This window comes from Acinetobacter guerrae (genome assembly GCF_009372255.1).
GTDB lineage: Bacteria > Pseudomonadota > Gammaproteobacteria > Pseudomonadales > Moraxellaceae > Acinetobacter > Acinetobacter guerrae.
In genome coordinates, this window is sequence record NZ_LXGN01000060.1 from 69,957 (window position 1) to 92,843 (window position 22,887).

At 39.3% G+C, this 22,887-nt stretch carries 20 protein-coding genes, 1 tRNA gene and 1 pseudogene; 10 read left to right on the plus strand and 12 right to left on the minus strand.

Annotated features, from left to right (window positions below; all coding sequences use genetic code 11):
- Nucleotides 1-229 precede the first annotated feature (229 nt).
- Together A7A69_RS16360 and A7A69_RS16365 are read left to right on the plus strand one after the other, a co-directional pair.
- The gene (locus tag A7A69_RS16360) at nucleotides 230-1,489 is read left to right on the plus strand and encodes a GAF domain-containing sensor histidine kinase (protein WP_152878620.1); all 1,260 of its coding nucleotides are present in this window, start codon (nucleotides 230-232) and stop codon (nucleotides 1,487-1,489) included.
- A gap of 116 nt (nucleotides 1,490-1,605) precedes the next feature.
- Nucleotides 1,606-1,682 (plus strand) — tRNA-Arg (locus A7A69_RS16365).
- Between the two features lie 80 nt (nucleotides 1,683-1,762).
- On the opposite strand, the gene A7A69_RS16370 is transcribed toward A7A69_RS16365, so the two are convergent.
- Nucleotides 1,763-3,070: an SRPBCC family protein gene (locus tag A7A69_RS16370; RefSeq protein ID WP_152878621.1), complete on the minus strand. Its 1,308-nt coding sequence runs from the start codon at nucleotides 3,068-3,070 to the stop codon at nucleotides 1,763-1,765.
- Between the two features lie 200 nt (nucleotides 3,071-3,270).
- On the opposite strand from A7A69_RS16370, the gene A7A69_RS16375 reads away from it, so the two are divergent.
- Complete coding sequence (locus A7A69_RS16375) at nucleotides 3,271-3,768, plus strand: YcxB family protein (protein ID WP_120370441.1); 498 nt, start codon at nucleotides 3,271-3,273, stop codon at nucleotides 3,766-3,768.
- A 31-nt stretch (nucleotides 3,769-3,799) separates the two neighbouring features.
- A complete protein-coding gene (locus A7A69_RS16380) occupies nucleotides 3,800-4,441 on the plus strand; it encodes a fumarylacetoacetate hydrolase family protein (RefSeq protein ID WP_120370440.1) in 642 nt (213 codons plus the stop codon).
- A gap of 49 nt (nucleotides 4,442-4,490) precedes the next feature.
- On the opposite strand, the gene A7A69_RS16385 is transcribed toward A7A69_RS16380, so the two are convergent.
- Both A7A69_RS16385 and A7A69_RS16390 read right to left on the minus strand, forming a co-directional pair.
- Entirely contained in the window at nucleotides 4,491-4,871 is a 381-nt protein-coding gene (locus A7A69_RS16385) for a VOC family protein (protein ID WP_152878622.1), read from the minus strand.
- 24 nt (nucleotides 4,872-4,895) lie between these two features.
- Nucleotides 4,896-6,170 carry an MFS transporter gene (locus tag A7A69_RS16390; RefSeq protein WP_152878623.1) on the minus strand — a complete coding sequence of 425 codons (1,275 nt, stop codon included), beginning with the start codon at nucleotides 6,168-6,170 and terminating at the stop codon, nucleotides 4,896-4,898.
- A 136-nt stretch (nucleotides 6,171-6,306) separates the two neighbouring features.
- Between A7A69_RS16390 and A7A69_RS16395 the strand changes: the two genes are divergently transcribed.
- Nucleotides 6,307-7,200, plus strand: coding sequence for a LysR family transcriptional regulator (locus A7A69_RS16395; RefSeq protein ID WP_152878624.1), 894 nt, complete (start codon nucleotides 6,307-6,309; stop codon nucleotides 7,198-7,200).
- A gap of 6 nt (nucleotides 7,201-7,206) precedes the next feature.
- On the opposite strand, the gene A7A69_RS16400 is transcribed toward A7A69_RS16395, so the two are convergent.
- Complete coding sequence (locus tag A7A69_RS16400) at nucleotides 7,207-8,010, minus strand: AraC family transcriptional regulator (protein ID WP_152878625.1); 804 nt, start codon at nucleotides 8,008-8,010, stop codon at nucleotides 7,207-7,209.
- Nucleotides 8,011-8,126: 116 nt separating this feature from the next.
- Here A7A69_RS16400 and A7A69_RS16405 point away from each other — a divergent pair, with 116 nt between their 5' ends.
- The gene (locus A7A69_RS16405; RefSeq protein ID WP_187349250.1) at nucleotides 8,127-9,047 is read left to right on the plus strand and encodes an EamA family transporter; all 921 of its coding nucleotides are present in this window, start codon (nucleotides 8,127-8,129) and stop codon (nucleotides 9,045-9,047) included.
- A 44-nt stretch (nucleotides 9,048-9,091) separates the two neighbouring features.
- Here A7A69_RS16405 and A7A69_RS16410 read toward each other — a convergent pair whose 3' ends face one another.
- Nucleotides 9,092-10,336: a YihY family inner membrane protein gene (locus A7A69_RS16410; RefSeq protein WP_120370434.1), complete on the minus strand. Its 1,245-nt coding sequence runs from the start codon at nucleotides 10,334-10,336 to the stop codon at nucleotides 9,092-9,094.
- Nucleotides 10,337-10,445: 109 nt separating this feature from the next.
- Here A7A69_RS16410 and wrbA point away from each other — a divergent pair, with 109 nt between their 5' ends.
- Nucleotides 10,446-11,036, plus strand: a complete 591-nt coding sequence (gene wrbA, locus A7A69_RS16415; RefSeq protein ID WP_152878626.1) for an NAD(P)H:quinone oxidoreductase — start codon at nucleotides 10,446-10,448, stop codon at nucleotides 11,034-11,036.
- 93 nt (nucleotides 11,037-11,129) lie between these two features.
- Here the strand turns inward: wrbA and A7A69_RS16420 are convergent, their stop codons facing one another.
- From A7A69_RS16420 to A7A69_RS16435, 4 genes are all read right to left on the minus strand, one after another.
- A complete protein-coding gene (locus A7A69_RS16420; protein WP_120370433.1) occupies nucleotides 11,130-11,510 on the minus strand; it encodes a hypothetical protein in 381 nt (126 codons plus the stop codon).
- Between the two features lie 194 nt (nucleotides 11,511-11,704).
- Nucleotides 11,705-12,280: a xanthine phosphoribosyltransferase gene (locus tag A7A69_RS16425; protein WP_120370432.1), complete on the minus strand. Its 576-nt coding sequence runs from the start codon at nucleotides 12,278-12,280 to the stop codon at nucleotides 11,705-11,707.
- 86 nt (nucleotides 12,281-12,366) lie between these two features.
- Entirely contained in the window at nucleotides 12,367-13,083 is a 717-nt protein-coding gene (locus tag A7A69_RS16430) for a DUF3108 domain-containing protein (RefSeq protein WP_151981272.1), read from the minus strand.
- Nucleotides 13,084-13,238: 155 nt separating this feature from the next.
- Nucleotides 13,239-13,922: a hypothetical protein gene (locus A7A69_RS16435; protein ID WP_152878628.1), complete on the minus strand. Its 684-nt coding sequence runs from the start codon at nucleotides 13,920-13,922 to the stop codon at nucleotides 13,239-13,241.
- Between the two features lie 238 nt (nucleotides 13,923-14,160).
- Between A7A69_RS16435 and A7A69_RS16440 the strand changes: the two genes are divergently transcribed.
- Both A7A69_RS16440 and A7A69_RS16445 read left to right on the plus strand, forming a co-directional pair.
- A complete protein-coding gene (locus tag A7A69_RS16440; RefSeq protein WP_152878629.1) occupies nucleotides 14,161-15,042 on the plus strand; it encodes an energy transducer TonB in 882 nt (293 codons plus the stop codon).
- A gap of 176 nt (nucleotides 15,043-15,218) precedes the next feature.
- A pseudogene (locus A7A69_RS16445) lies at nucleotides 15,219-17,405 on the plus strand (TonB-dependent siderophore receptor).
- A gap of 54 nt (nucleotides 17,406-17,459) precedes the next feature.
- Here the strand turns inward: A7A69_RS16445 and ybeY are convergent.
- From ybeY to miaB, 3 genes are all read right to left on the minus strand, one after another.
- Nucleotides 17,460-17,939, minus strand: coding sequence for an rRNA maturation RNase YbeY (gene ybeY / locus A7A69_RS16450; RefSeq protein WP_152878630.1), 480 nt, complete (start codon nucleotides 17,937-17,939; stop codon nucleotides 17,460-17,462).
- 77 nt (nucleotides 17,940-18,016) lie between these two features.
- Entirely contained in the window at nucleotides 18,017-19,099 is a 1,083-nt protein-coding gene (locus A7A69_RS16455) for a PhoH family protein (protein ID WP_120370426.1), read from the minus strand.
- 40 nt (nucleotides 19,100-19,139) lie between these two features.
- The gene (gene miaB / locus A7A69_RS16460; RefSeq protein ID WP_151981276.1) at nucleotides 19,140-20,591 is read right to left on the minus strand and encodes a tRNA (N6-isopentenyl adenosine(37)-C2)-methylthiotransferase MiaB; all 1,452 of its coding nucleotides are present in this window, start codon (nucleotides 20,589-20,591) and stop codon (nucleotides 19,140-19,142) included.
- A 301-nt stretch (nucleotides 20,592-20,892) separates the two neighbouring features.
- Here miaB and A7A69_RS16465 point away from each other — a divergent pair, with 301 nt between their 5' ends.
- Nucleotides 20,893-22,878, plus strand: a complete 1,986-nt coding sequence (locus A7A69_RS16465; RefSeq protein WP_152878631.1) for a lytic transglycosylase domain-containing protein — start codon at nucleotides 20,893-20,895, stop codon at nucleotides 22,876-22,878.
- Nucleotides 22,879-22,887: the final 9 nt, after the last annotated feature.

Here is a 22,887-nt window from a genome sequence, read left to right on the forward strand (position 1 = left end):
TATCTGCTTAAATTTTATGCATTAAATGTCGAATTTTTAAAACATATATATATTTATACGGCAAACGGATACACCATTTATCTTAATTACGCATTTCATACATATGATGCGTGTATAAATCGTTGTATTATCAATAATAATACATAATTATAGGTAGGTTGTTACAAACTATAGCAGTTGTTTTAAGCTTTATTTAAAAACCTAACATAGATCATAACTGAGACTTAAAATGATTGAAGCAAAACTGCCTGAAAATGAATTAGGACGGATGAATGCCTTAACTGAGTATCAGATTTTGGATACGATGGCTGAACAATGTCTGGATGATCTTGTCTTGTTGGCGTCAAAAATTTGTGAGGCACCAGTTTCTATTATAAGTTTGATCGATGAAAATCGCAGTTGGTTTAAATCTTCTTATGGTGTACCGCGTGGAGAAGTTGAGCGGAAATACAGTATTTGTAGTCATGCGATTTTGCAACAAGATATCTTTATTATAGAAGATACTTTGCTCGATGAAAGATTTCATGATAATCCAACAGTAAGAAGTGATCTCGAGATTCGTTTTTATGCAGGCGCGCCATTAAAAACCTGCGATGGTTTTAATCTGGGTACCTTGTGTATTCTTGATTCTAAACCACGTCAATTAACTTCTGATCAGTGTCAGGCGCTTGCTGTTTTGGCAGCACAAGTCGTCCAACAGTTTGAACTGCGTAAATCCAATTTTGAAATACAACAAAAAAACAAAGAATTAGAATACTTAAATGCAAGTAAAGATAAGTTTTTTTCCATTATTGCTCATGACCTACGAGCACCATTTCATGGCATATTAGGCTTCTCCGATGTGTTAGAAACAGAAATTGAAACACTGGATGAACAGGGCATTCGTGATATTGCTGGTTATTTGCGATGTACAGCCCAAGCGACTTTTAAGCTTCTGGAAAATTTATTGCAGTGGGCGATGTCTGAAGGTGGTGCAATTGTTTATAACCCGCAATCTGTCAATATGGCAGAACTGATGTCAGATGTTTGTGAAATTCTTCAGGCAGTTGCACAGAAAAAAAGTATTCAGATCGAATGTAATATCGAAAAGGATTTACATTGCTTTGTCGATTTAAACATGATGCTTTCGGTATTTCAGAATCTTATTTCAAATGCACTCAAATTTACACCGAATGGTGGTCAAATCTATATATCAGCCTTAATGCAAAATGGACAAGTCGAAATTACCGTCCGTGACACAGGCGTTGGTATGTCAGATGAATCTTTTCAAAACTTTAACCAGAGAAAGCAGATTCGCAGCGAAAAAGGTACGGATGGCGAAAAAGGATCTGGTTTAGGACTATTGTTGTGTTTACAGTTTATTGAAAAAAATCATGGAAATGTGCAAGTGACAACGCAAAAAGGCGAAGGAACCATATTTACAATTTATTTGCCCATCGATCAAACTCATATTCCAACCATGAATCATGAACTCAGAATGATAGGATAATCTTTCATCTGTATAAATTTTAAAACAATGCCTAATAACTAAACGTTTGGTGACAGTTTTGTGAAAAAAGACTTATCAATGCAGAAAAAACGCGTATAATGCGCTCCATCAAGTACGCGCTCATAGCTCAGCTGGATAGAGCACTTGGCTACGAACTAAGGGGTCGGGAGTTCGAATCTCTCTGAGCGCACCAACTTGAACTCGATATGAGTTAAATTAAACCACTTTTAAGTGGTTTTTTTGTGCCTATCATAAATGGCATTTCTTACAAAATTATTTCATTTTCTCTTTAATTTTTAGACTAAAGACAGCATTGCCACCCGCTGCGGGTAACATATCGTGATAAGGCAAGCTACGCATTGCGCGTAATAAAAAAGGCGCTTTTTCATCAATTTTGGCAGCACTGGTCATTTTAAATAGTGTGCCATTATTATTCTGTGGTAGTAATTGCATCCCTCCTTTGACAAAGCGTAGATCACCACCAACGGCATTATATTGTGACTGATTGGAGTCGATATGGTTAAAACGCATTTTAAAATCAAATGGAATATTAATAACACCTAATCCTACCGAAACCCGAAAATTAGCATCCTGTAATTGGGGGGCAGGAGAACTCAATTCCACTTTTTTGATTTGTCTTGGAAATAAGCTTTGAAAAGACACAGGATTGAGCCAGTTTTGCAGTTGTTGAGGAGTTTTTGCGTAATACTGATATGTTGTGGTGAAGCGCATTGTTTCGCGCCCATGAGGATAAGGTACAGTAGATAGTGGTTGAATAAAAGAAACTGGATATCCAGTACTTCGGCTTATTTCACTTATTTTTCTAATTTGATTGCTTGTAAGTTGTAATGGCGGTAATTGACTCGCATCAAGTGCCGTAGTCTGAGTTTTTGTCCATTTACGTTGTAAAGACTCAAGTATAAAAGCATTACTGCCAATCGGGATACCGAGTTTTGCATCAGGCACGGCAGACAAAATCTTGCGAAGTAAAAAACCATTAATCTGATTCAGGTCGCCCCATTGCGTCAAGGTAATGAGCGTTTTTTGTGGGCCTAAACTAAACCATTCAAATTTTCCTAAGCCATAGGGTACAGGTGCATCGGTAATCAAACTGGCAATACTGTTATTTCCTATTTGATGTTGCATGGAAATATCTTCATTAAAATTGAGAACTGGAATGGGGGTAGGAATTTGAATTTTATATTTTACCCGCGTGGTATTACCGCTTTTTTCTTCAATTTTCGCAGATTTTAACGTGGGGAATAGACCAACATAATGATTGTAATCGGTTAATACTTTGGCAACCTCCTGTGTGCTGACAGGCACAATAATGGCTGCACTGACAAACTGGACGGTCGGTTGTGGGTTTTTCTTTTGGGTGGGTACATTGGTTTTGGTATAGGGTTGTGCATAAATTAGAATATTATTTTGAGTCAGATCCGCCAGTTGTTGGGGGTTCTGTTGAAATAATGCCAGACTACTCGGAATGTTTTCACTCCATGTGACAAATTGGGCAGAACTGATGCTGCTATAACTCAAAAGACTAAAAAAAATGCCGCATCCATAGGCAAAGCGTTGCATAGCATCCTCGAAACTTATCGTTGTTTTGATTGAGTCTTAAGTGTTTAAAACGTTTTAGCTTCAAAAAAAAGCCATTTTATGTAAATACTGATCAATGTCAGTCGTATTAAATTCTTAATCAAATGTGATCAAGCGCTAAATAAAATAGTCGATCTGGTGTAGTATTTTGAAGGTAATTCATCGCTTATGTTGAACATTTTATGTCAGAACTGAAACCCGCTATTTCATTGCGTTATCAACTTAATTTAGAAGAATCTCAAGATGGCTTTGCACTTGCGACGTTTGGAAAAAAACAATTAACTCGCTTTATTACGCCCGTGATTAGTATTGCGATTATCATTTGGGGCTTCTATTTAGGCTTTGATGGTATTGGCCGTTATTATGTCGCATTGGGTGCATTTTTTCTGGTGATGCAGATTTTAATGCGTTACTGGTTTTTACCCATGATGTTTAAACGTCAGTTTGTAAAATATCAGTTTGGTAAAAGTGAACAGGGCATAGATTTGTATCAGGATCGTATGGAACTTTATGCGACTGGCCGAAAACAACAATTCACGTATAGTGAGGTTGTCAATTTTGCCAAAGGTAAATTGACCTATATGATTGAACTGAAAAATCGCACCGTGGTTATTGTGCCAAAACGCGCCTTTAGCGACAGTACGCAACAAACTCAGTTTGAAAATACCTTTAAAAAATAATCAACACGCAACGCCAGTAAAGGGAAGTCTTATGAACGCACGACCATCAAAAATTATTTGTGTGGGTAGAAGTTATGCCGAGCATGCCAAAGAACTTGGCAATGCCATTCCCGATCGTCCTGTTCTATTTATTAAGCCACCAAGTAGCTTGATTGGCTTGCAGGATGGAATTGAATGGAATCCAGCAAATGGAAGTTGTCATTTTGAGTGTGAATTGACTTTGAGAATTGATCAGCCACTCAAGAATGAAACTGATCCAGAAAAAGCATTGGCTGCGATTGGTGCTATAACGATTGGTCTGGATTTAACTTTGCGGGATTTACAAACTGAGCTAAAAAATAAAGGTCAGCCGTGGGAGCGAGCTAAAGCTTTTGATGGTGCATGTGTATTGGCAGATTGGGTCGATGTCAGTGAAATTGAAGACTGGAAACATGTGACCTATCGTTTTTATATTAATGATGCAGTTCGCCAACAGGGTGATACAGCCTATTTACTATTAAGTATTGGCGAATATTTGTGTGATATGAGTCAAGCATTTACGATTGAAGCAGGGGATGTCGTCATGACTGGAACACCCGCAGGCGTAGGGCCGCTAGAACGTGGTGATCAGCTCAAAATGGTGCTCAATGGTAAAACTCAACAATTTGTTTGGGAAACCTTTGTTAAAGCTTAATTTTGCTGTGATGAAGAAAGCCTGCAATATTCAGCAGGCTTTTTATTACTTAAAGATAATTTGAAATCTCAATCAGGTTGTGATCTGGGTCGCGAATATAGACCGATAAAATAGCACCCATTGCACCTGTACGCTGAATTGGACCTTGTTCAATATTAATATGCAGTTGTTTTAGCTGTTGAATGATGTGTTCTATCGGTGTTTCGCTGATAAAGCAAAGATCGGCAGAACCTTGGGTTGGGAAAGCGGCTTTCGGTTCAAATTCATGCCCTGCTTGGTGTAGATTGATTTTTTGAGAACCAAACTTAAGCGCTTTACGATTTTCCCCAAACTCAATCACTTCAAAATTTAACACTTGCTGATAAAAGTTACAGGTCGCTTCAATATCTGCAACAGTCAGCACTAAATGATCCAGATGAGAAATTCGCATAATGTGATCTCCATTTTTTTCAAATCATTTATTTGATGCTGCTTGCAAAGGTTTTGGCGCGGTCATCACGATAAAAATTGCCACAGCAACGAGTGCCAGTGTCAGATATACAACAGCATGCCAACCGCCGTATTGCCAGAACCATCCCCCTACAGAACCAATGATGCTTGAACCCAAATAATAAAATAACAAATACAGTGCAGTTGCATGCCCTTTGGCCTGTTTTGCTTCCAGTCCAACGTTGCTGCTGGCAATAGCATGTGCAATAAAATACCCCGTGGTAATGGCTGCAATTCCAATAATAATCGCAAATAAACCAGAGTTCAGGGTGAGCAGAATTCCCGCCAACATAAAACCAAAACCCATCAACATTGCCATTTTTCTGCCAAATTTGTCGACCAGAGAACCTGCAAGCGATGAGGAAATCATCCCTAAACTATAAGACAAAAAGATGAGACTGATCTGGGTTTGACTGAGTTGATAAGGTGTAGCAGCCAAGCGAAAAGTGACATAGTTAAATAAGGTGACAAAAATACTGGTAATGAGAAAACCGATCGCATAAATACGAACCAGTCGAGGATTTTTTAAATGATTTTTCCAAGCAGATAAATGAAACTGAAGCTGTATCCCTTTTTGTGCAATAAAATTTTGAGATTTAGGCAGTAACCATAAGAATCCTAAAGCGCAGATCAGGCAGATTACACCTAATACACCCAGTGCAACACGCCATGAGAAATATTGTGTCAGCAAACCCATTCCAACACGACCCATCATGCCGCCAAACGCAGTTCCTGCAATATATAGCCCCATGGTTTTACCCAAATGAGCTGGATGAATTTCCTCAGCAATCCATGCCATTGCAACGGCTGGAACGCCTCCGATCACAAAACCTTGTACCGCACGGGCAATAAGTAAAATATGCCAATTGGGTGCAAAGCCACACAAAATGTTCAGCAGTGCGGCTAACCCCATCGAAACGAACATTAGACCTTTGCGACCTAAAGCCTGAGAAAAAGCACTGGACAATAAAATGGAAATTGCCAGTAATCCAGTGGTCAGTGACAAGGCAAGCGCACTGGTACCTGGACTGATATGGAATGTATGGGTAAATTCGGGCAACAGAGGTTGCACACAGTAAATCATGGAAAAACTTGCAAAACCGAGTAAGAAAAGTGCAAGTCCTGCCTTTAGGTAAGCAGATGTGCCACGGCTAATCCAATGTTCAGTATTGGCCTTATGAATAATTTGAGGTGAATCAATATCGCGTTCAGACTCGCTTACTGTTGAAGGAATCGTCATGAAATAAACCAAAGTTTTTTAAAAAAAAGAAGAGAGTTTGTTGGCAGTGCTTGCCTAGCTGCCAACATGGTTAGATTAGCAATCTGAGTGTTATTTGTCTAATATATATTAATATCAATCACTATATGTTTTATATATGGAACTCCGTCATATTCGTTATTTTTTGGTGGTTGCAGAAGAAAAAAGTTTTACTCGAGCAGCACAGCGTCTTGGAATAAGTCAGCCACCCTTAAGCATGCAAATCAAAAATCTGGAAGATGAGATTGGAACAGAGTTATTTTATCGTTCATCACATGGAGCGGAATTGACCGCAGCAGGGCAGGTTTTTCTAAATTCGGTACAGCCGATTCAACAGCGAGTGGATGATGCTGTGAGTTTGGCTCAGCAAATGGCGAACGGTGAACTAGGGCAATTACGTCTGGGTTTCACTGGAACTGCAATGCTTAATCCAGTCTTACCTCATAGTATTCGTTTGTTTCAGCAGCAATACCCTAAAGTCCAACTTCGTTTAGAAGAAGGAAATTCTTTGGTTTTAATTGATCGATTGCTGAATGATCAGCTTGATATTGCTTTAATTCGTCCACCACACCATGTGCCTATAGATATTCATATTCAGACTTTAATGTACGAGCCGCTAGTTGTAGTGATGCCTTTAGAACATGTGATTGATCAGCAACAGGAAATACAGCTTAAATTGTTAAAAGATGAAAATTTTATTATGGCTGCACATTCGGTAAGTGCAGGTTTGCATGATGCTGTACTGGATGCATGCCGTAGTCATGGACTTGAACCCAAAATTGGACAAAGTGCCCCACAAATTGTATCGATTGTTTCACTCGTGGCCGCAAACTTGGGTGTGTCATTGGTGCCAGCCTCCGCCATGCAATTAGGCATTAAAGGCGTACAGTATTTACAAGTGGCTGAACCTAAACCCGTAGTTGGTTTCTCTCTTGCTTATCGACGAAATACGCATGCCCAAGCTGCAATTAACTTTTCTAGCCTTATTCAGTCTTTACTGAAAAACGATTGAATGCATTTACCATGCAGAAAATGTTTTTCTAAATTGATCGGGGGTAAGGCCCATCCAACGTTTAAATAGATTAATAAAAGCTGTCGCACTGGCATAACCTAAATCTAACGCGATACTTTCTACCGTATGACCTTGTTCAAGTAAGGGTAATGCCTGCATGACGCGTAATCGTTGTCTCCATTCATGTAATGACATGCCAAGTTCACTTTGACTATAGCGTGCCAACGTTCGTTCACTGGTATTAACCAGTTGCGCCAATTCTGCCAACGAACGGTGATCTGAAGGATTTTGTTTTAAATGTTCGAGTATCGCTTGCAACAATGGATGTGACGTTGTAGGTAGATAACTTCCTACGATTTGAGCACGTTGAAGTTGATCTAATAACACATACAATAACCGTAAATGTTCATCTGGGCTTGTCTGTGCCACTACATTATTTTTAAGGTGTTCCATAATTGCAGGAACCAGTGCCGAACTAAGAAGAATTCCTGCATGTTTTGGCATTTGCTGACATAAAGATTCATGAATATACACCGTACAATGTGTCACTTTTGTCCGATTCAGTCCGCTATGTTTTAAATGCGGTGGTAGCCATAAACCATAAGGTGGCGGGGTTAAATAATGAATTGAATCGACATTTACCTCCAAAACACCATGATAAGCGTAAATAAATTCTCCCCATGCGTGTTCATGTTGCGGATAAATGGTTTCGGCAGGTGCATCCCTAACCTGACACCAGAGCGGTGCGGGAATGTTATTACAGGCTGGGATTTCCAGAAAATTACGAACGAGATGAGCTGTTTTTTTCATATTATTATTTTAAATGAAATGCCTGTATTTGATGATAAGTTGTCTGATTTGAACTATATCATTTAAATAGGTCAGCGCTATAGTCCATTTTCATTGATTGAATAAAGGAATATACGGTGGATGATCGGAAGGCGTTAGATGCACGTGCATCTGGTCTAATGGTCGTGCTATGCATGATCTGGGGCTTACAGCAGGTTATTTTAAAAATGGCTGCTCCCGATATTTCACCCATCATGCAAATCGCATTACGTTCAGGTTTGGCGGCAATATTAGTCTTGCCACTTTTGTACCGCGAAAAAAAATTACAACTCTTGGCGCAACCTTATTTGCGCTCAGGTTTATTGGTGGCTTTTTTCTTTGCGCTTGAGTTCTTTTTATTAGCTGAAGCCATTCGGCATACCTATGCTTCGCATACGGTAGTTTTACTGTATACCGCTCCAATTTTTGTTGCATTGGGTTTGCACTGGAAATTGCCCGCAGAACGATTAAATTCACTGCAATGGCTTGGCATTGGTATTGCTTTTTTAGGCGTGATCCTTACTTTCATTCGACCACAGACCGTGCAAGGCATCGATACACATTCTATATTGTGGGGCGACTGTTTAGCACTTATGGCTGCAATCGCATGGGCTGCGACGACCATTTCGATTCGTTTAACTTCTCTATCTCAAGCACCCGCTGCACAAACCATGTTTTATCAAATGTTTGGTGGTTTTGTATTACTCATGATTGTGGCATGGATCACAGGTCAAACTCAGATTCATTTTACTCCATTGGCAATGGGGAGTCTGGTCTTTCATACATTCGTCGTTTCTTTTGCAAGTTTTCTAGTGTGGTTTTGGTTATTAAGGACTTACTTGGCATCGCGTTTAGGGGTATTTTCATTCCTTACCCCAATTTTTGGGATGGGATTTGGTGTTTATCTGCTCAATGAAAAACTGGAACTGAATTTCTTGATTGGAACGGCTTTGGTGTTGCTTGGTGTGATTGTGGTCAGTCTGCCAGGTTGGATACAATCGAACAGGCTTAAAATCTAAATTATGAAGATACCGCTTTTAAATCAAACGATATCTTCAAATTATTATTTATCTTCAAAAATGGTCGAGAGTGGAATGGCAAGCTTTGCAGCTAGATAATCATCAGATTCAATCAATGCAGGTCCTAGTTTTTGCATCCATTCATCATCTGGATGGATATTTCCAACATCCTGACGGCGTGGCAATGGAAAAGGTAGTGCTGTGAAAAATGACCAGAAGTCGACTTGTGATAAATTTCTGACCAAGACATACTCATCTTTATCGGTACGTTTGATCAAGTTCTGCTTTTCTAACATTTCTACATAACCTGGCCAACGTCCGATTTCACCACGGCCCATGATATCTAATGCTTCAAGATCTGTGACACTTTCACCTAGTTTCTGTTTTTTATAAAATAGTTCTAGTACATCGAGTAACATGAGAACAGGGTGACGTGTCTGGGTTTTTTCTGAATGAAATGCAGTCAGTGCATAACTCACTTCAACACCCAACAACACAATATTCCAAGATAGAAAAATCCATAACAGAAAAATAGGAATCGCGGCAAAAGCACCATAAACCAGTTCATAACTGGTAAAGTTTGCCATTACAAAACTAAAAATATTTTTGAGTAATTCAAATAGCGTCGCGCTAAAACATGCAGCGATGGAGGCCGCATATAATGGGACTGTACGATTAGGAATCGTCCAATATAAAAAGAAAAAACCTACGATGGTTAATGCAAACGAGATTAGCCACAATATAAATGAGCCGTTTAGTTCATAACCTGCAAAGTTATTACTCAGAATACTCATAGATGCGACCGTTGAAGACAGTACAAAAGCACTGCCTAAAATAATTGGCCCAAGTGAGATAATCGTCCAGTAACGCATAAACCCGATGATGCCACCACGTGTTTCACGTACCCGCCAAATGCGGTTAAATGCCGTTTCAATAGTACTTAACATCATGACCGTAGTCACAAATAGAAATAAAACACCAATTACGGTCAGATTGCTCGATTTCTCGGTAAACGAATTTAAAATACGGTCAAATGCAATGGTACTTTTGGGCAGAAAATTACTGTAAATGAGCTGCTGTAATTGTTGTCTAGCAGGTTCAAGTGCTTTAATGGAGGAGATAATCACCAAAAAAACCGTCAACATAGGAACCACTGCAAACAACGTGGTATAGGTCAAAGCCCCAGCATGTTCACGACAACGATCTGACTCGAAACGACGCAGCACAAACAGTATAAACTGAAACCATGTTTTATCGTAAAAAGGTAACTTTTTCAAAAAATTCAGCATAAAAATAAAGTCTCATTTTTTTGATCTTTTTAGGTTTTCCATGTAAAGCTTACCCAAAAAAAGGGGGAAATATCGTATAGTTTTGTTTTTAACAAAACTTTTTAAAAATATGCAACCTTATATTCTTGTCCTTTATTATAGTAAATATGGCTCAACTAAACAGATGGCACATCTCATTGCCAATGGAATTGAAGCGACAGGCATTCACGTTAAAATTAGAACTGTTCCGCAACTGTCCACTGTGGTAACTGAAGCACAACCCAGTATTCCTCAGGAAGGGGATATTTATTGTAGTTTAGATGACTTGGCCAATTGTTCAGGTTTGGCGCTAGGTTCACCAACCCGTTTTGGGAATATGGCCAGTGAGATGAAATATTTTTGGGATCAAAGCACGAGCCTCTGGCTCAATGGCGCATTGCACGGAAAACCTGCTTGTGTGTTTACCGCATCAGGTTCTATGCACGGTGGGCAGGAAAGTACTTTGCTGACGATGTTGCCACCATTGTTTCATCACGGTATGTTAATTTTGGGCTTACCTAATTCGATTGCCGCGCTTTCTAATACTAAAACAGGTGGTACACCTTATGGCGCAAGTCATGTCAGTGGTCCAAGACATGATCAGGAATTGAGTCAGGATGAAAAAAACCTGTGTGAAGCACTGGGTAAGCGTTTGGCAGAAGTCGCGCTTAAATTACTTTAAAATAAAATAGCGATTGGAAAATCATAATCCAATCGCTATGATGCCAAGTTACTAAGCTCAAGCGATTCATATTTAAGCATTAAAATTTTAAACTTAATGTTTAAATCGATAGCCACATTTACGGCATTTGTAATCTTGAAAAATATTTTTATCGATGACCACGCCTGCTTTTTTCCCAAAACGGTTACCTAAAAAGCCGCCAGTAATACCGACACTAATTGCCCCAACAAATGTTCCTACAGTACCACCTACAATAACACCCAACGGTCCAGCAACGGTTCCTATTGCTGCGCCAATCGATGCGCCTGAGGCTGCACCACCCACAGTTCCTGCGGCTGCGCCTGCTGAGGTTAACAGCACACCACCTGCTTTTTGTAAGGTTTGTTCATGATTACGTTTTTCAAGATCAGTTGAACCACATTTGGGACAAACCACAGTTGTTTCTATTTCCGTTTCTTTTTGCGCTTTACCCATGTAATGCAATATCCTATTTTTCTTAAAATCATTTTAGCTGAATCGAAGCAAAATAGTTTAGCGCAGTTGTAAATGAGGCGATGAAAATAGCAGAAAAAAGCAGTATTTGCCTAAACCAAGTCGCTACTCAGGTTTGCCAGACATAAAAAAGCGCCGAAGCGCTCTTGAATGTAACTCAGGATCACGCGATTGAATTACTCTTTAACAAAAGAAACTTTACCATCTGTTAAGGATTTAACGCGTGCTAAAGATTCAACGCGATAACCTTTTTCGATCAATAAGTCGCGACCAGACTGAAACGATTTTTCAATGACAATTCCAACGCCTACAATTTCGGCCTGCGCTTGGTGAATCAAATCAATCAAACCTAAAGCAGCTTGACCATTTGCCAAAAAGTCATCAATCACTAAAGCTTTATCGCTTGAGTTGATGTGTTTATTCGAAATGGCAATGGTACTTTCAGTTTGTTTAGTAAATGAAAATACTTTGGCGCGGTACAAGTCATCTTTCAAGGTAAGTGATTGATACTTACGAGCAAAGATAACAGGAACACCTAGTTCAAGGCCTGTCATAATGGCAGGAGCAATCCCTGATGCTTCAATGGTAATAATCTTGGTGATGCCTGCATCTTTGAAGCGAGCAGCAAACTCTTTACCAATTTTCTGCATCAGTACAGGGTCAATTTGGTGATTTAAGAAAGCGTCGACTTTCAAAACTTGATCAGATAGAACGATACCTTCTGTTAAGATTTTCTGTTCTAGTGCATGCACGGGAGAATCCTCTAGGGCGGATGCCTTTTCAGCAAAAGCGTATTTTAAAAAGCATCCAAAAAAATGCAAGCCAAAATCGACAATTCTTAGTTAGTTTTACCAGAATAACCTGTTAAGAGCAGCCCATAAGAGGTTTTCTCATCGACATGACTCACTTTGACTGGTAAATAATCCAGTTTAGGGGCTAACCAAAACGTGGTATTACGACCTGGTTTGTTGTCATATTGAATAATGACTTTAATGGTACTGAATGTACCGTATGGTGTTTTCACATTCTCTGTCCCTTGTTTTACAAAGCGACGGATATCAATTCCTTTGGCATCTGCAATAGGGTATGTTGATTTGATTCCTGCACCTTTCAAATCCTCACGAATTTGTAACTCGGCATTTAATTCATCCAATACACCAGACTTCCATGCAAATGATCGTTTTTTATCATCTTTTTGGGTACTAATGGTTTTGCTTGATGGGTTGAAATTGATACTCATACTGTTGTTGTGCACCAAAACTTTGCTGCTACGATTAAACTGCTGAGAGGTGATTTGACCATTATTAAAGCTAAATTTACTAATTTCACTTGCAGAAGCAATCATGCCTGCTTTGGCAGAAAAATCGTAAGTCCAGTTATTGCCTTGTTGGCTTAAGGTTCGTGTTCCTGAACCCATATTTTTTCCATTATAGGAAAATTGATAATTGGCCTTAAAAGGACTCATGGCGAGTGCATGACTAGAAAAACCTGTAAATAACAGGGCAGTAGTCAGGCTGGCTGCCAAAGTCATGGTTTTCGTTACATGAAGTGCCATAAGAAAATTCCTAATGTCATAAATGAAATATTGAAAGTGTTTTCAATCATTACAGATAGTATTACATTTCGTGATGAAGAAAAATGCAGTATTTCAGTGAGCATTGTTTCATTGTGTTGATATTTAATGTCTTTATGAATGCTTTGTTTCTCAGCTTATTCATTTTTTTGGCGTATAGGGGTGACGGTAGTTTCTGCTAGCTCTAATTCTTCTTCTGCTAAATCATCGCGGTCTCTGGACTTACTAAATAGGGCCATTAAATTAACATTCCCTAATACGACCAGTTCTGCTTCTTTAAGCTGTGCATGATTTACATGAACTTTGGAAAGTGCATCGACCACACTGCGACTTTTGCCTAGCCAGCGATTTAAATCTAAAAATAAAAGCTCATCTTTGACTTTAACTACCTCGAAACGTTCAAGAATCGGGCCGAGTGGATCTTTGTGCAATATTTTGTGATAGAAAAACACATAAGCATTGAAGCCTATTTTCTGTAAGGTATTTTTAAATTTGGCTTCAACAACCTGTGTATCACTAATTTGTTCGAAAACCAGAAGTTGAATATCTTTATTCAGTTCCATCTGAATCAGTTTTAAATCTACTGAAAGCGTAGTATTTAAACCTTTAAAATTTAAGGTTGCATATAGGCGTAGCCAGCCATCGTAGACATCTGCATGTAAATCATCCAGAAAGCTGAGATTGTCAGTCACATAGCGCTTAAAAGTTGCATTTAAAAATACTTGCGAAACTGGAATTTCACGTTCTTCTACAATAAATTCTTCGGCTTTTTCGTAAGCTCGACGCAAGTGTTTAGAAATCGATGACAGTAATGTTGGCATAAAGGCTGTCCAGAAAATAGCTGTTTTGGTCGATTGCAAAATTACAATCTTTTTTAAAACATAAAAAAAATAAGTTTATTTGTTGCAGTTTAGCAAAATTAATTGCTACATTTTTAAAACTTCAAACCTTGTTGTTATTGGCTTTGAAGTAGGTCACGCTTTTATTTAAAAATGAATAATGGTTTTATTTTATCCTGTTTTCACAGGTGGGGATGCAACATTTTGTTAGTTGAACACAATGTTTAAAAAAAATGTAGGATATTTTCCAGTGATTCGACACTGGTGGCAGGATTTTATTTTATTGGCTGCAATTGCAATCGCAATCGTGCTACATATTTTCGTTTTGCTGATTCATTTTGCGATGCCAGCGCCATCGGATACAGCGACCAAAGAAATTGCTGTGACCATTCGACCAAGCCCCGATAAAGTTGAGCATGCTGATTTTCTGGCGCAGTCAGATCAAAAGGGCTCTGGCAAATTCCATGATTCTCACCGAATGTCGAGTGATATGCCTAAAGCCATGCCTGATCAGAGTTCAGGTGAGTCACCAACACAAACCCTTGACCATATTCAGCAACAACGTGAGCTAAAATTTGAAGAAAAAGTGCTGATGACTGTTTTGAGCTGGCAAAAACAAGCCGAAGAAAATCAACGGAAAAAAGCACAAGATGATTTACAAAGTCAGTTTCAGGCTAAAGCAGCAATGGTTGCTAGTATTGAAGCGCAATACTTACAACGTCAGCAAAACTTTAGTCGTCAGCAACGGATTAAAACAGTAGATGGTATTCAAGCCAAGCAAGATGCATCAGCAGCCTATTTAAATAAATTTCGTGAAAAAGTAGAGTTGTATGGTAACCGTTATTATCCTGATGAAGCGAAACGTCAAAATTTAGCAGGTGAAGTTCGATTAATGGTCGTGCTAAATGCACAAGGAGGCATTCGTGCCATTCGTTTAATCGAGAGTTCTGGGCATCCGATGTTAGATGAAGCTGCCAAATCATCGGTACGCCGTGGCGCACCTTTTGGTCGTTTTGATGCTTCAATGAAGGAGATTTCTGAACTGCGGATTATCCGAACATGGAAATTTAACCCTGCACAGGCAGAGTTTGAGGTTCATTGATTTAAATAATTTCGATCAAAATTTTATATAAGCAAAATTTATAAGTTTAATTTGCAATTATTAATTGTATTGATGTTAAAAATGATTATCATTTAATCTTATTTTAAGATAGGTATTTTTTTCCTTTTCCCTCATTGAGCTTTTTTAGCTTTCAAGTTTTATAAGGATTTTTTTACATGTGTTCTCATGTCGTTGGGGCTTTTAAAACACGTCCTCTTGTATTCGCAATGAGCATGATATCATCGTCATTGATCTATGCTGAAGATATCAAAACTGATCAAGTGCAATTGGATAAAATTACCCTTCAGGCTGAGGATGCGACTGGTGTTACCGAGGGAAGTGAGAGCTATACAGCTAAAAGTACAAATACGTCAACTAAATTGAATTTATCTATTAGAGAGACTCCTCAAACAGTCAAAGTTTATACCCGTGAATATTTAGATGATCGTGGAATCGATTCCTTTCAACAACTACTCGATAATATTACAGGTGTTTCTACAACACGGACAGATGAGAGACAAAGAGCTTATGCTCGTGGATTCTAGCTAGATTATTATCTGATTGATGGAATGCCAAGTACTTTGACTTTGGGTGATGGAGATCCTGATTTAAGTATTTTCGATCGAGTGGAAGTTGTAAAAGGTGCAAATGGTTTAATGACCGGCGCAGGGAATCCTGCAATCGGTCTGAATATGATTCGTAAGCATGCGAATGCGAAAGAACTTACAGCGGATGTGACTGCAACAGCAGGTTCTTGGAATACTTTTGAAAGTACAGCAGATATTTCTACATCACTGAATACGGATGGCTCATTAAGAGGAAGAGTGTTTTTAAAAAATTCCCATGAAGACTCATTTATGGATCATTATGAGCGGGAACGCAGAATTGCGTATGGTGCTATCGATTATGATTTAACTGATAAAACAACATTATCATTTGCTGCTTCTTACCAAGAGCTTGAAAGAAATGGCGTGCGTTGGGGAGGAGTGCCAGCATTCTATACAGATGGATCAAGAACAAATTTTAGTCGTTCTTTAGCCGTTAGCTCAGATTGGACATTTTGGAATGTCGATACAACTTCATTCTTTGCTGGTTTAAAGCAAAATTTATTTAATGATGTAAATTTAAATATTAATTACTCTTTCCGCCGTGACAAAGTAGATGATTTAATTTTTTACACAGCTGGTGCTGTTGATAAAGCAACTAATACAATTGATATCTCCAATGCTTCTGTATATAGAAGTGCCGATACAACTGATGAAAATAATGTAGATGTCTATATTTCTGCACCTTTTACTTTTGCAAATAGACAACACGAAATTGTACTTGGAGGGTCTTGGAATAAAAATGAAGTAAAGGAAAATAAATCTGGTGGAACTTTTGTCAGTAGTAATCCTGCGCTCACTAAACAAAATAATATTGCATTGTTAGGCACGGATGTACTTGATTTCAATAATATGAATACTCATCTTATTGGAAGTTTAGCGATGAATCAGAATGGTGTTCTAAATTATACAGAGCAATCTTCCGCATACATTTCTGGAAAGTTCCATTTGTTAGATCCGCTACATGCGGTAGCTGGTGTAAGACTTTCAGACTGGAAATATGAATCTGAAAATGGTGTTGGTAATCGTAATTTTAATAATGAAGTTACACCATACTTTGGTTTAGTATATGATTTTGCTAAAGATTACTCTTGGTATGCAAGTTATACTAGTATCTTTAAACCTCAAAATAATAAAAAAGAAGATGGCAGTTATTTAGATCCTAAAGTGGGTAAGAGCTATGAAACAGGAATAAAAGGTGAGTTCTTCGATCGTCGACTGAATGCGGCTTTATCGGTATTCCGCATTGAAATGGATAATGTCGCAGAACTTCTACTTGATGAAAATGGTGGAAATGTGCATGTCCAAGGTTCAACTGATAATGCTTACTATGGTGTCGATGGTGTAGTTAGTAAGGGGGTCGAGCTGAATGTCGATGGAGAAATTAATCAGAATTGGGGTGTTAGTTTTGGTGTAGCAAATTTTGAAGCAAAAGATCAGGATGGTGAGAAAGTAAATACCACCAATTCGCGTACAACAGCTGACCTTTTCTTGAAATATAAAAATGATTCATGGTTTGGGGGTGTTGGTCTAAATTATTACAGTCATATTTATACGGGTACAGGTAGTAAACGTATTGATCGTGATGATTTATATTTAACAAGTGCAATGTTTGGATATAAATTTGATCATAATCTCAGCGCACAAATTAATGTGAACAACATATTTGATAAAAAATATTACTCTGGGATTGGTGCAAACTCAATGGCTTGGGGTGATCCACGTAATGCAGTTTTAACATTAAAATATAGCTTCTAAATCATATCTAAAAATGACCACAGATGTGGTCATTTTATTTTCGGTATTTTTAAGCTACCGTTCCAAATACGGATTTTCTAATCCCAGTTTAGCTAAAATTTCAATTTCTAGCGCTTCCATTTCTTCTGCATCTTCCTCGCTGAGTTCATGATCATAACCGAGCAAATGCAAAGTACCATGAACCAGCATATGCATAAAATGCTCATGCGCTATTTTATGTTGTTCAATGGCTTCTTGTAGCACAACAGGAATACAAATCACCAAGTCGCCTAAAGGTTGAGCATCTAGTAAAGGCAAGACCTCTTCAGGGATATCACTCGGAAAAGACAACACATTGGTTGGTTTATCTTTGCCACGATATTCCAGATTCAAACGATGGCTTTCATCGTTGTCGACACAGGCAATCCCAATTTCACAATCATTTTCAATATCGATGTGACGTAAAGTGGTTTCAATGGCTTTTTTAAGTTGAACACGCTTCAAGACCAAATCAGGAGATTTAAATTCCTGTTGCAAGCTAAGATTAAGTTTCAAACCCGATCCTTCATAAAAATAGGGGATGCATGGCAATCCCCTGATTTTGTAAGTTTATAGACAACGCGATGAATAGATTAGACCTCTTGATGTTGGGCATCTGCCGCTGCATCATGCTCATTCATTAATGCTTCTTGCCGTGCCTTTCGTTCAGCACGTGCTTCGGCACTTAAGCGATTTTGTTCAGAGTCCCAACCTTCATAGGCTTCAACAATTTTCTGAACCAGTTGATGACGAACCACATCACGAGAATGAAAACGGGTAATGTGAATTTCCTTAATTGGCTCTAAAACTCGTAAAGCATGAGCTAAACCAGATTGTTGTCCACGCGGTAAATCCACCTGAGTAATATCACCTGTGATCACGGCACGTGAACCAAAACCTAAACGGGTCAAAAACATTTTCATCTGTTCAGGCGTAGTATTTTGTGCTTCATCAAGAATAACAAAAGAGTGGTTCAAAGTACGACCACGCATATATGCAAGTGGTGCAACTTCAATCACCTGACGTTCAATCAGTTTTGCAACTTTTTCAAAGCCTAACATTTCATATAGAGCATCATAAAGTGGACGCAAATATGGGTCGATTTTCTGCGTTAAATCACCTGGCAAGAAACCTAGTTTTTCACCCGCCTCAACCGCAGGTCGTACCAGTAAAATCCGCTGAATCTCGTTGCGTTCCAACATATCTACTGCTGCGGCAACCGCCAGATAAGTTTTACCTGTACCAGCAGGCCCTATTCCAAACGAGATATCACTTTGCAAAATACGCTGCACATAGCGTTTTTGGTTAGTGCCACGTGGATTAATGCGACCTTTGGGGGTTTGTAGCCAGACATTATCTAAACCTGTATGTTCCTGTTCGGAATCATCCATCAGTTCACGATCGGTCTGGCTGCCTTGAATCATTAAGTGCAGAATATCTGCACTAATCTGACTGGAAATTTCGGATTCATCATAAAGACGCTGGAGCAGAGACTCTGCTCTTTCGACTGCATCAATGTCACCATCGATGTAAAATGCGTCACCACGATGAGTTATTTGCACATCTAAACGCTGTTCAATCTGCTTCAAGTGACCGTTATATGCACCTAACATGCTTTTTAAACGGGTCATTGAAACGCCGGGAAAATTAACGGTACGTCGAATCGCTGCAGTCAAAGAGGAATCCTTTTTGTCGCCTTGTTCTAATACCCTTACATTACGCCACGTCAGGCTCAAGATTCAAGAGTTCACCATAAACTAAATTCAAAGTTTTTATCTCGGTCACCTCAATCTCCGCGAAGCGTCCCACCCATGAAGCATCTCCGACAAATGTAACCAGTCGTGTATTGTCGGCTGTCCCGACCAAAAGATCTGGATTTTTCTCGGAAACGTTCTCAACCAATACGCGTTGGATTGTACCTAACATAGCATCAGTTTTACGAATACTAGATTGCTTGATCCAGTGTTGGACTTTGGCTAAACGTTCTTTTTTTACAGTTTCTGATGTTGTATCTTCCAGTTCTGCCGCAGGCGTACCGGGACGTTTTGAATAGACAAAACTATAAGAATGATCAAAATCTAAATCTTTAATAAATTGATAGGTTTCTTCAAAATTCTCGTCTGTTTCCCCTGGGAATCCAATAATAAAATCACTGGATAAATGCATATCTGGGCGAATTTTACGCAACTTGGCAATCTTCTCGATATAGACATCGATGGTATGATTGCGTTTCATTGCTTGTAACACGGCATTAGAGCCACTTTGTACAGGCAAATGTAGATGCGATACCATTTGAGGTAAATCACGATAGCACTGAATCAAATCATCAGAAAATTCAAGTGGATGTGAGGTAGTGTAACGTAACCGCCCGATGCCCGGGATCTCTGAAACGAGTCGCAATAATTCTGGGAAAGTACAAATATTACCTTCGAAGGTTTCACCACGATAACCGTTGACGTTTTGACCTAATAATGAAATTTCGCGAACGCCTTTTTCAGCTAAACCTGCAATTTCAGCCAAAACATCATCCAATGGACGTGATACTTCTTCACCGCGTGTGTAAGGCACTACGCAGAATGAGCAGTATTTTGAACAACCTTCCATAATCGAAACAAATGCTTTAAAGCCTTCGACACGTGGTTCAGGTAAGAAATCAAATTTTTCAATATCTGGAAAAGAAATATCAACCAGTTTGATTTTATCTTTTTTGGGTTTCTCAATCTGATCTTGATGTTGATCCAGCATTTGCGGTAAACGGTGCAGCGTTTGCGGGCCAAATACCATATCGACATAAGGTGCGCGTTTTTGAATGTTATCGCCTTCCTGAGACGCGACACAGCCCCCAACCCCAATAATCAGGTCGGGATTTTGTTCTTTTAGTTTGCGCCAGCGACCTAATTCACTAAATACTTTCTCTTGAGCCTTTTCACGAATAGAACATGTATTCATTAGCAGAATATCAGCTTCTTTCGGATCACTGGTCAAGATGTAGCCGTGAGAATCACCTAAAAGATCTGCCATACGATGACTGTCATACTCATTCATCTGACACCCTTGAGTTTCAATATACAATTTCTTGATTGAAACATCATGAGTGTGCGCTGGCTGGGTGACAGTGTTTTCTGAGGCAGCTTTGGCACCATTTGGAATGAAGGTTTGAACCGTCATGTAGGCTCCTAAACAAATTATAACGATGTATTGGGATTCGACCCAATGAAAGCGCGCAATTGTAGCAGTATTTAGCTTAAAGATCGCAAAATAAATACAAGGCAAACTATATAGAATATAAAATTACGACCAATGCTAATTAAAAACAAAAAAACCAGAGTGAATATTGTTGATTTTTCAATTAAAAAAATGTGAATATTACTGTTGGTGAATCAGCGGGTTACATAACACAACAGTAGTAAGCGTAAAGAATAATTACACTAGCAGGCCGCAAAGGTTGTTGGGGTTTAAAAAAGCATCTATGGCATGGAAAAAAAAGAGTAAATTTTCAGTGGCAATTTTTTTAAAAAATAAATGGATCTATACCAGTGCTATAAGTATTTTGACATCACTTACGGGTTCTGTGGTTTTTGCTGCTGAAGAACAATTTAACGATGCATTACGTGCAGCCAATGCGGGTGATTTAACCACGTTAGATCAATACCAGTTTTCCATGCAAAATGATGTTTTAGGCTATTATCCAGAATACTGGAAGCTTAATAACGACTTGGGTTTGCAGCCTTCCGCCTCCATTATCAATTTTGCCAGACGTTACCCCAACTCTGCGATGGCTGAAAAACTATCGGCTGATTATGTCGAAGAAAAAGTCAAGCAAGGGGATTTAGCTGGTGCACAGCCTCTACTGCCTTATGTCACCAACCCAGACCGTGCCGAAAGCTGTGCTGTCGCACAAGTTCGCGCAAGTTCGGGTGATCCGCTTGTTTTTGCCGAATATAAAGATGTCTGGCTCACCACTAATACGCAGCCAGACTCATGTAATGGACTGGGACGCATGATGCAATCTAGTCCATTAATGTCTGCGCAAGATAAACAACAACGCCTTTGGGGACAGTTGCGAGCAGGGCAGTCTGGGCTCGCTTTATCTACCGCACAAACTTTAGGCATTAGTCTGTCACTGGCACAGTTGAATCAGATTCAGTCCAATCCGTTGAACTATTTATGGTCTGCCCCTAAAGCTTCACAGGCGGATTATGCTTATTTGATCTTTGCTTTAGGTCGTTTGGCAGATAGTGATTTAACCTCTGCTTTGTCCAATGTAAAGCGTGTAGCTGAAGGCACGCCGTCTGATGTTCAAAAATATTTATATCGTACGGTTGGGTATATCGGCGGTACCACAGTGATGAAAAATAACTTTAATCGCGAAGTTTTAAATAGCTTTGATTTAAGTTATGGCTATCCTTTAAGTCCAGAAGAGGCAGAAGTCTACGCTCGTCAAGCCGTTCGATTTGGTTCGTGGGAAAGCGTGATTCGTGCCATCGATGGCATGTCGGTGAGTCAAAAGCAGGAAGATCGATGGCAATATTGGTTAGCACGTGCTTTAGAACAACGTACTGATCGTCAGGCGAAACAGCAGGCTCAGCAGATTTATCAAAAACTGGCCCGATCTGGTGATGACTATCATAATCTACTAGCCCGTGATCATTTGGGGCAAAAATACAATGATATTCCTGCATATACACAAGCCACCAATAATGATTTACAACGATTAAGTCAAGATATTCATTTTCGACGTGCTTTTACTTTGCGCAATGTCAATGCACCTGATAATTACGTTAATCGTGAATGGAACTGGGCAGTACGGCAAGCGTATTTGAAACAGGATGATGGATTATTGCTAGCTGCTGCACAACGTGCAAATGAGATGGGCTGGTATGATCGTGCAATTTATGCAGCGGATCGTACTGTCAATAAACATAATTATTCCTATCGTTATGTGATGCCCCATAAAGTTACGGTCGTGAATCATAGTCAAAATGCAGGAATTGATCCTGCGTGGGCTTATGGGTTGATGCGTCAGGAAAGTCGCTTTGTAACCTCTGCACGTTCGCATGTTGGAGCTGGTGGGCTCATGCAAATTATGCCAGATACAGCAAAACTTGTAGCCAGACAAATGGGGGAAACCTATAACCCTGCTGCACTGAGTGATATGAATACCAATGTGCGTTATGGGACATTTTATTTGTCCATGATTCAAGGGCAGTTAAGCAGTAATCCAGTACTGGCAACCGCAGGTTATAACGCAGGGCCAAACCGTGCGCGTCGTTGGCAGCCAGATTTTCAGCCATTGGCAGCAGATCAATATACAGAAAGTATTCCGTTACTTGAGACTCGGGATTATGTTAAAAATGTGATGACCAATGCTGCTCACTATGGTGTTCTATTGGGGCGGGGACCTCAATCAATTGAGCAACGAATGCTTCCGATTCCTGTTCGCAGTACACCTTAAAATAAGAGT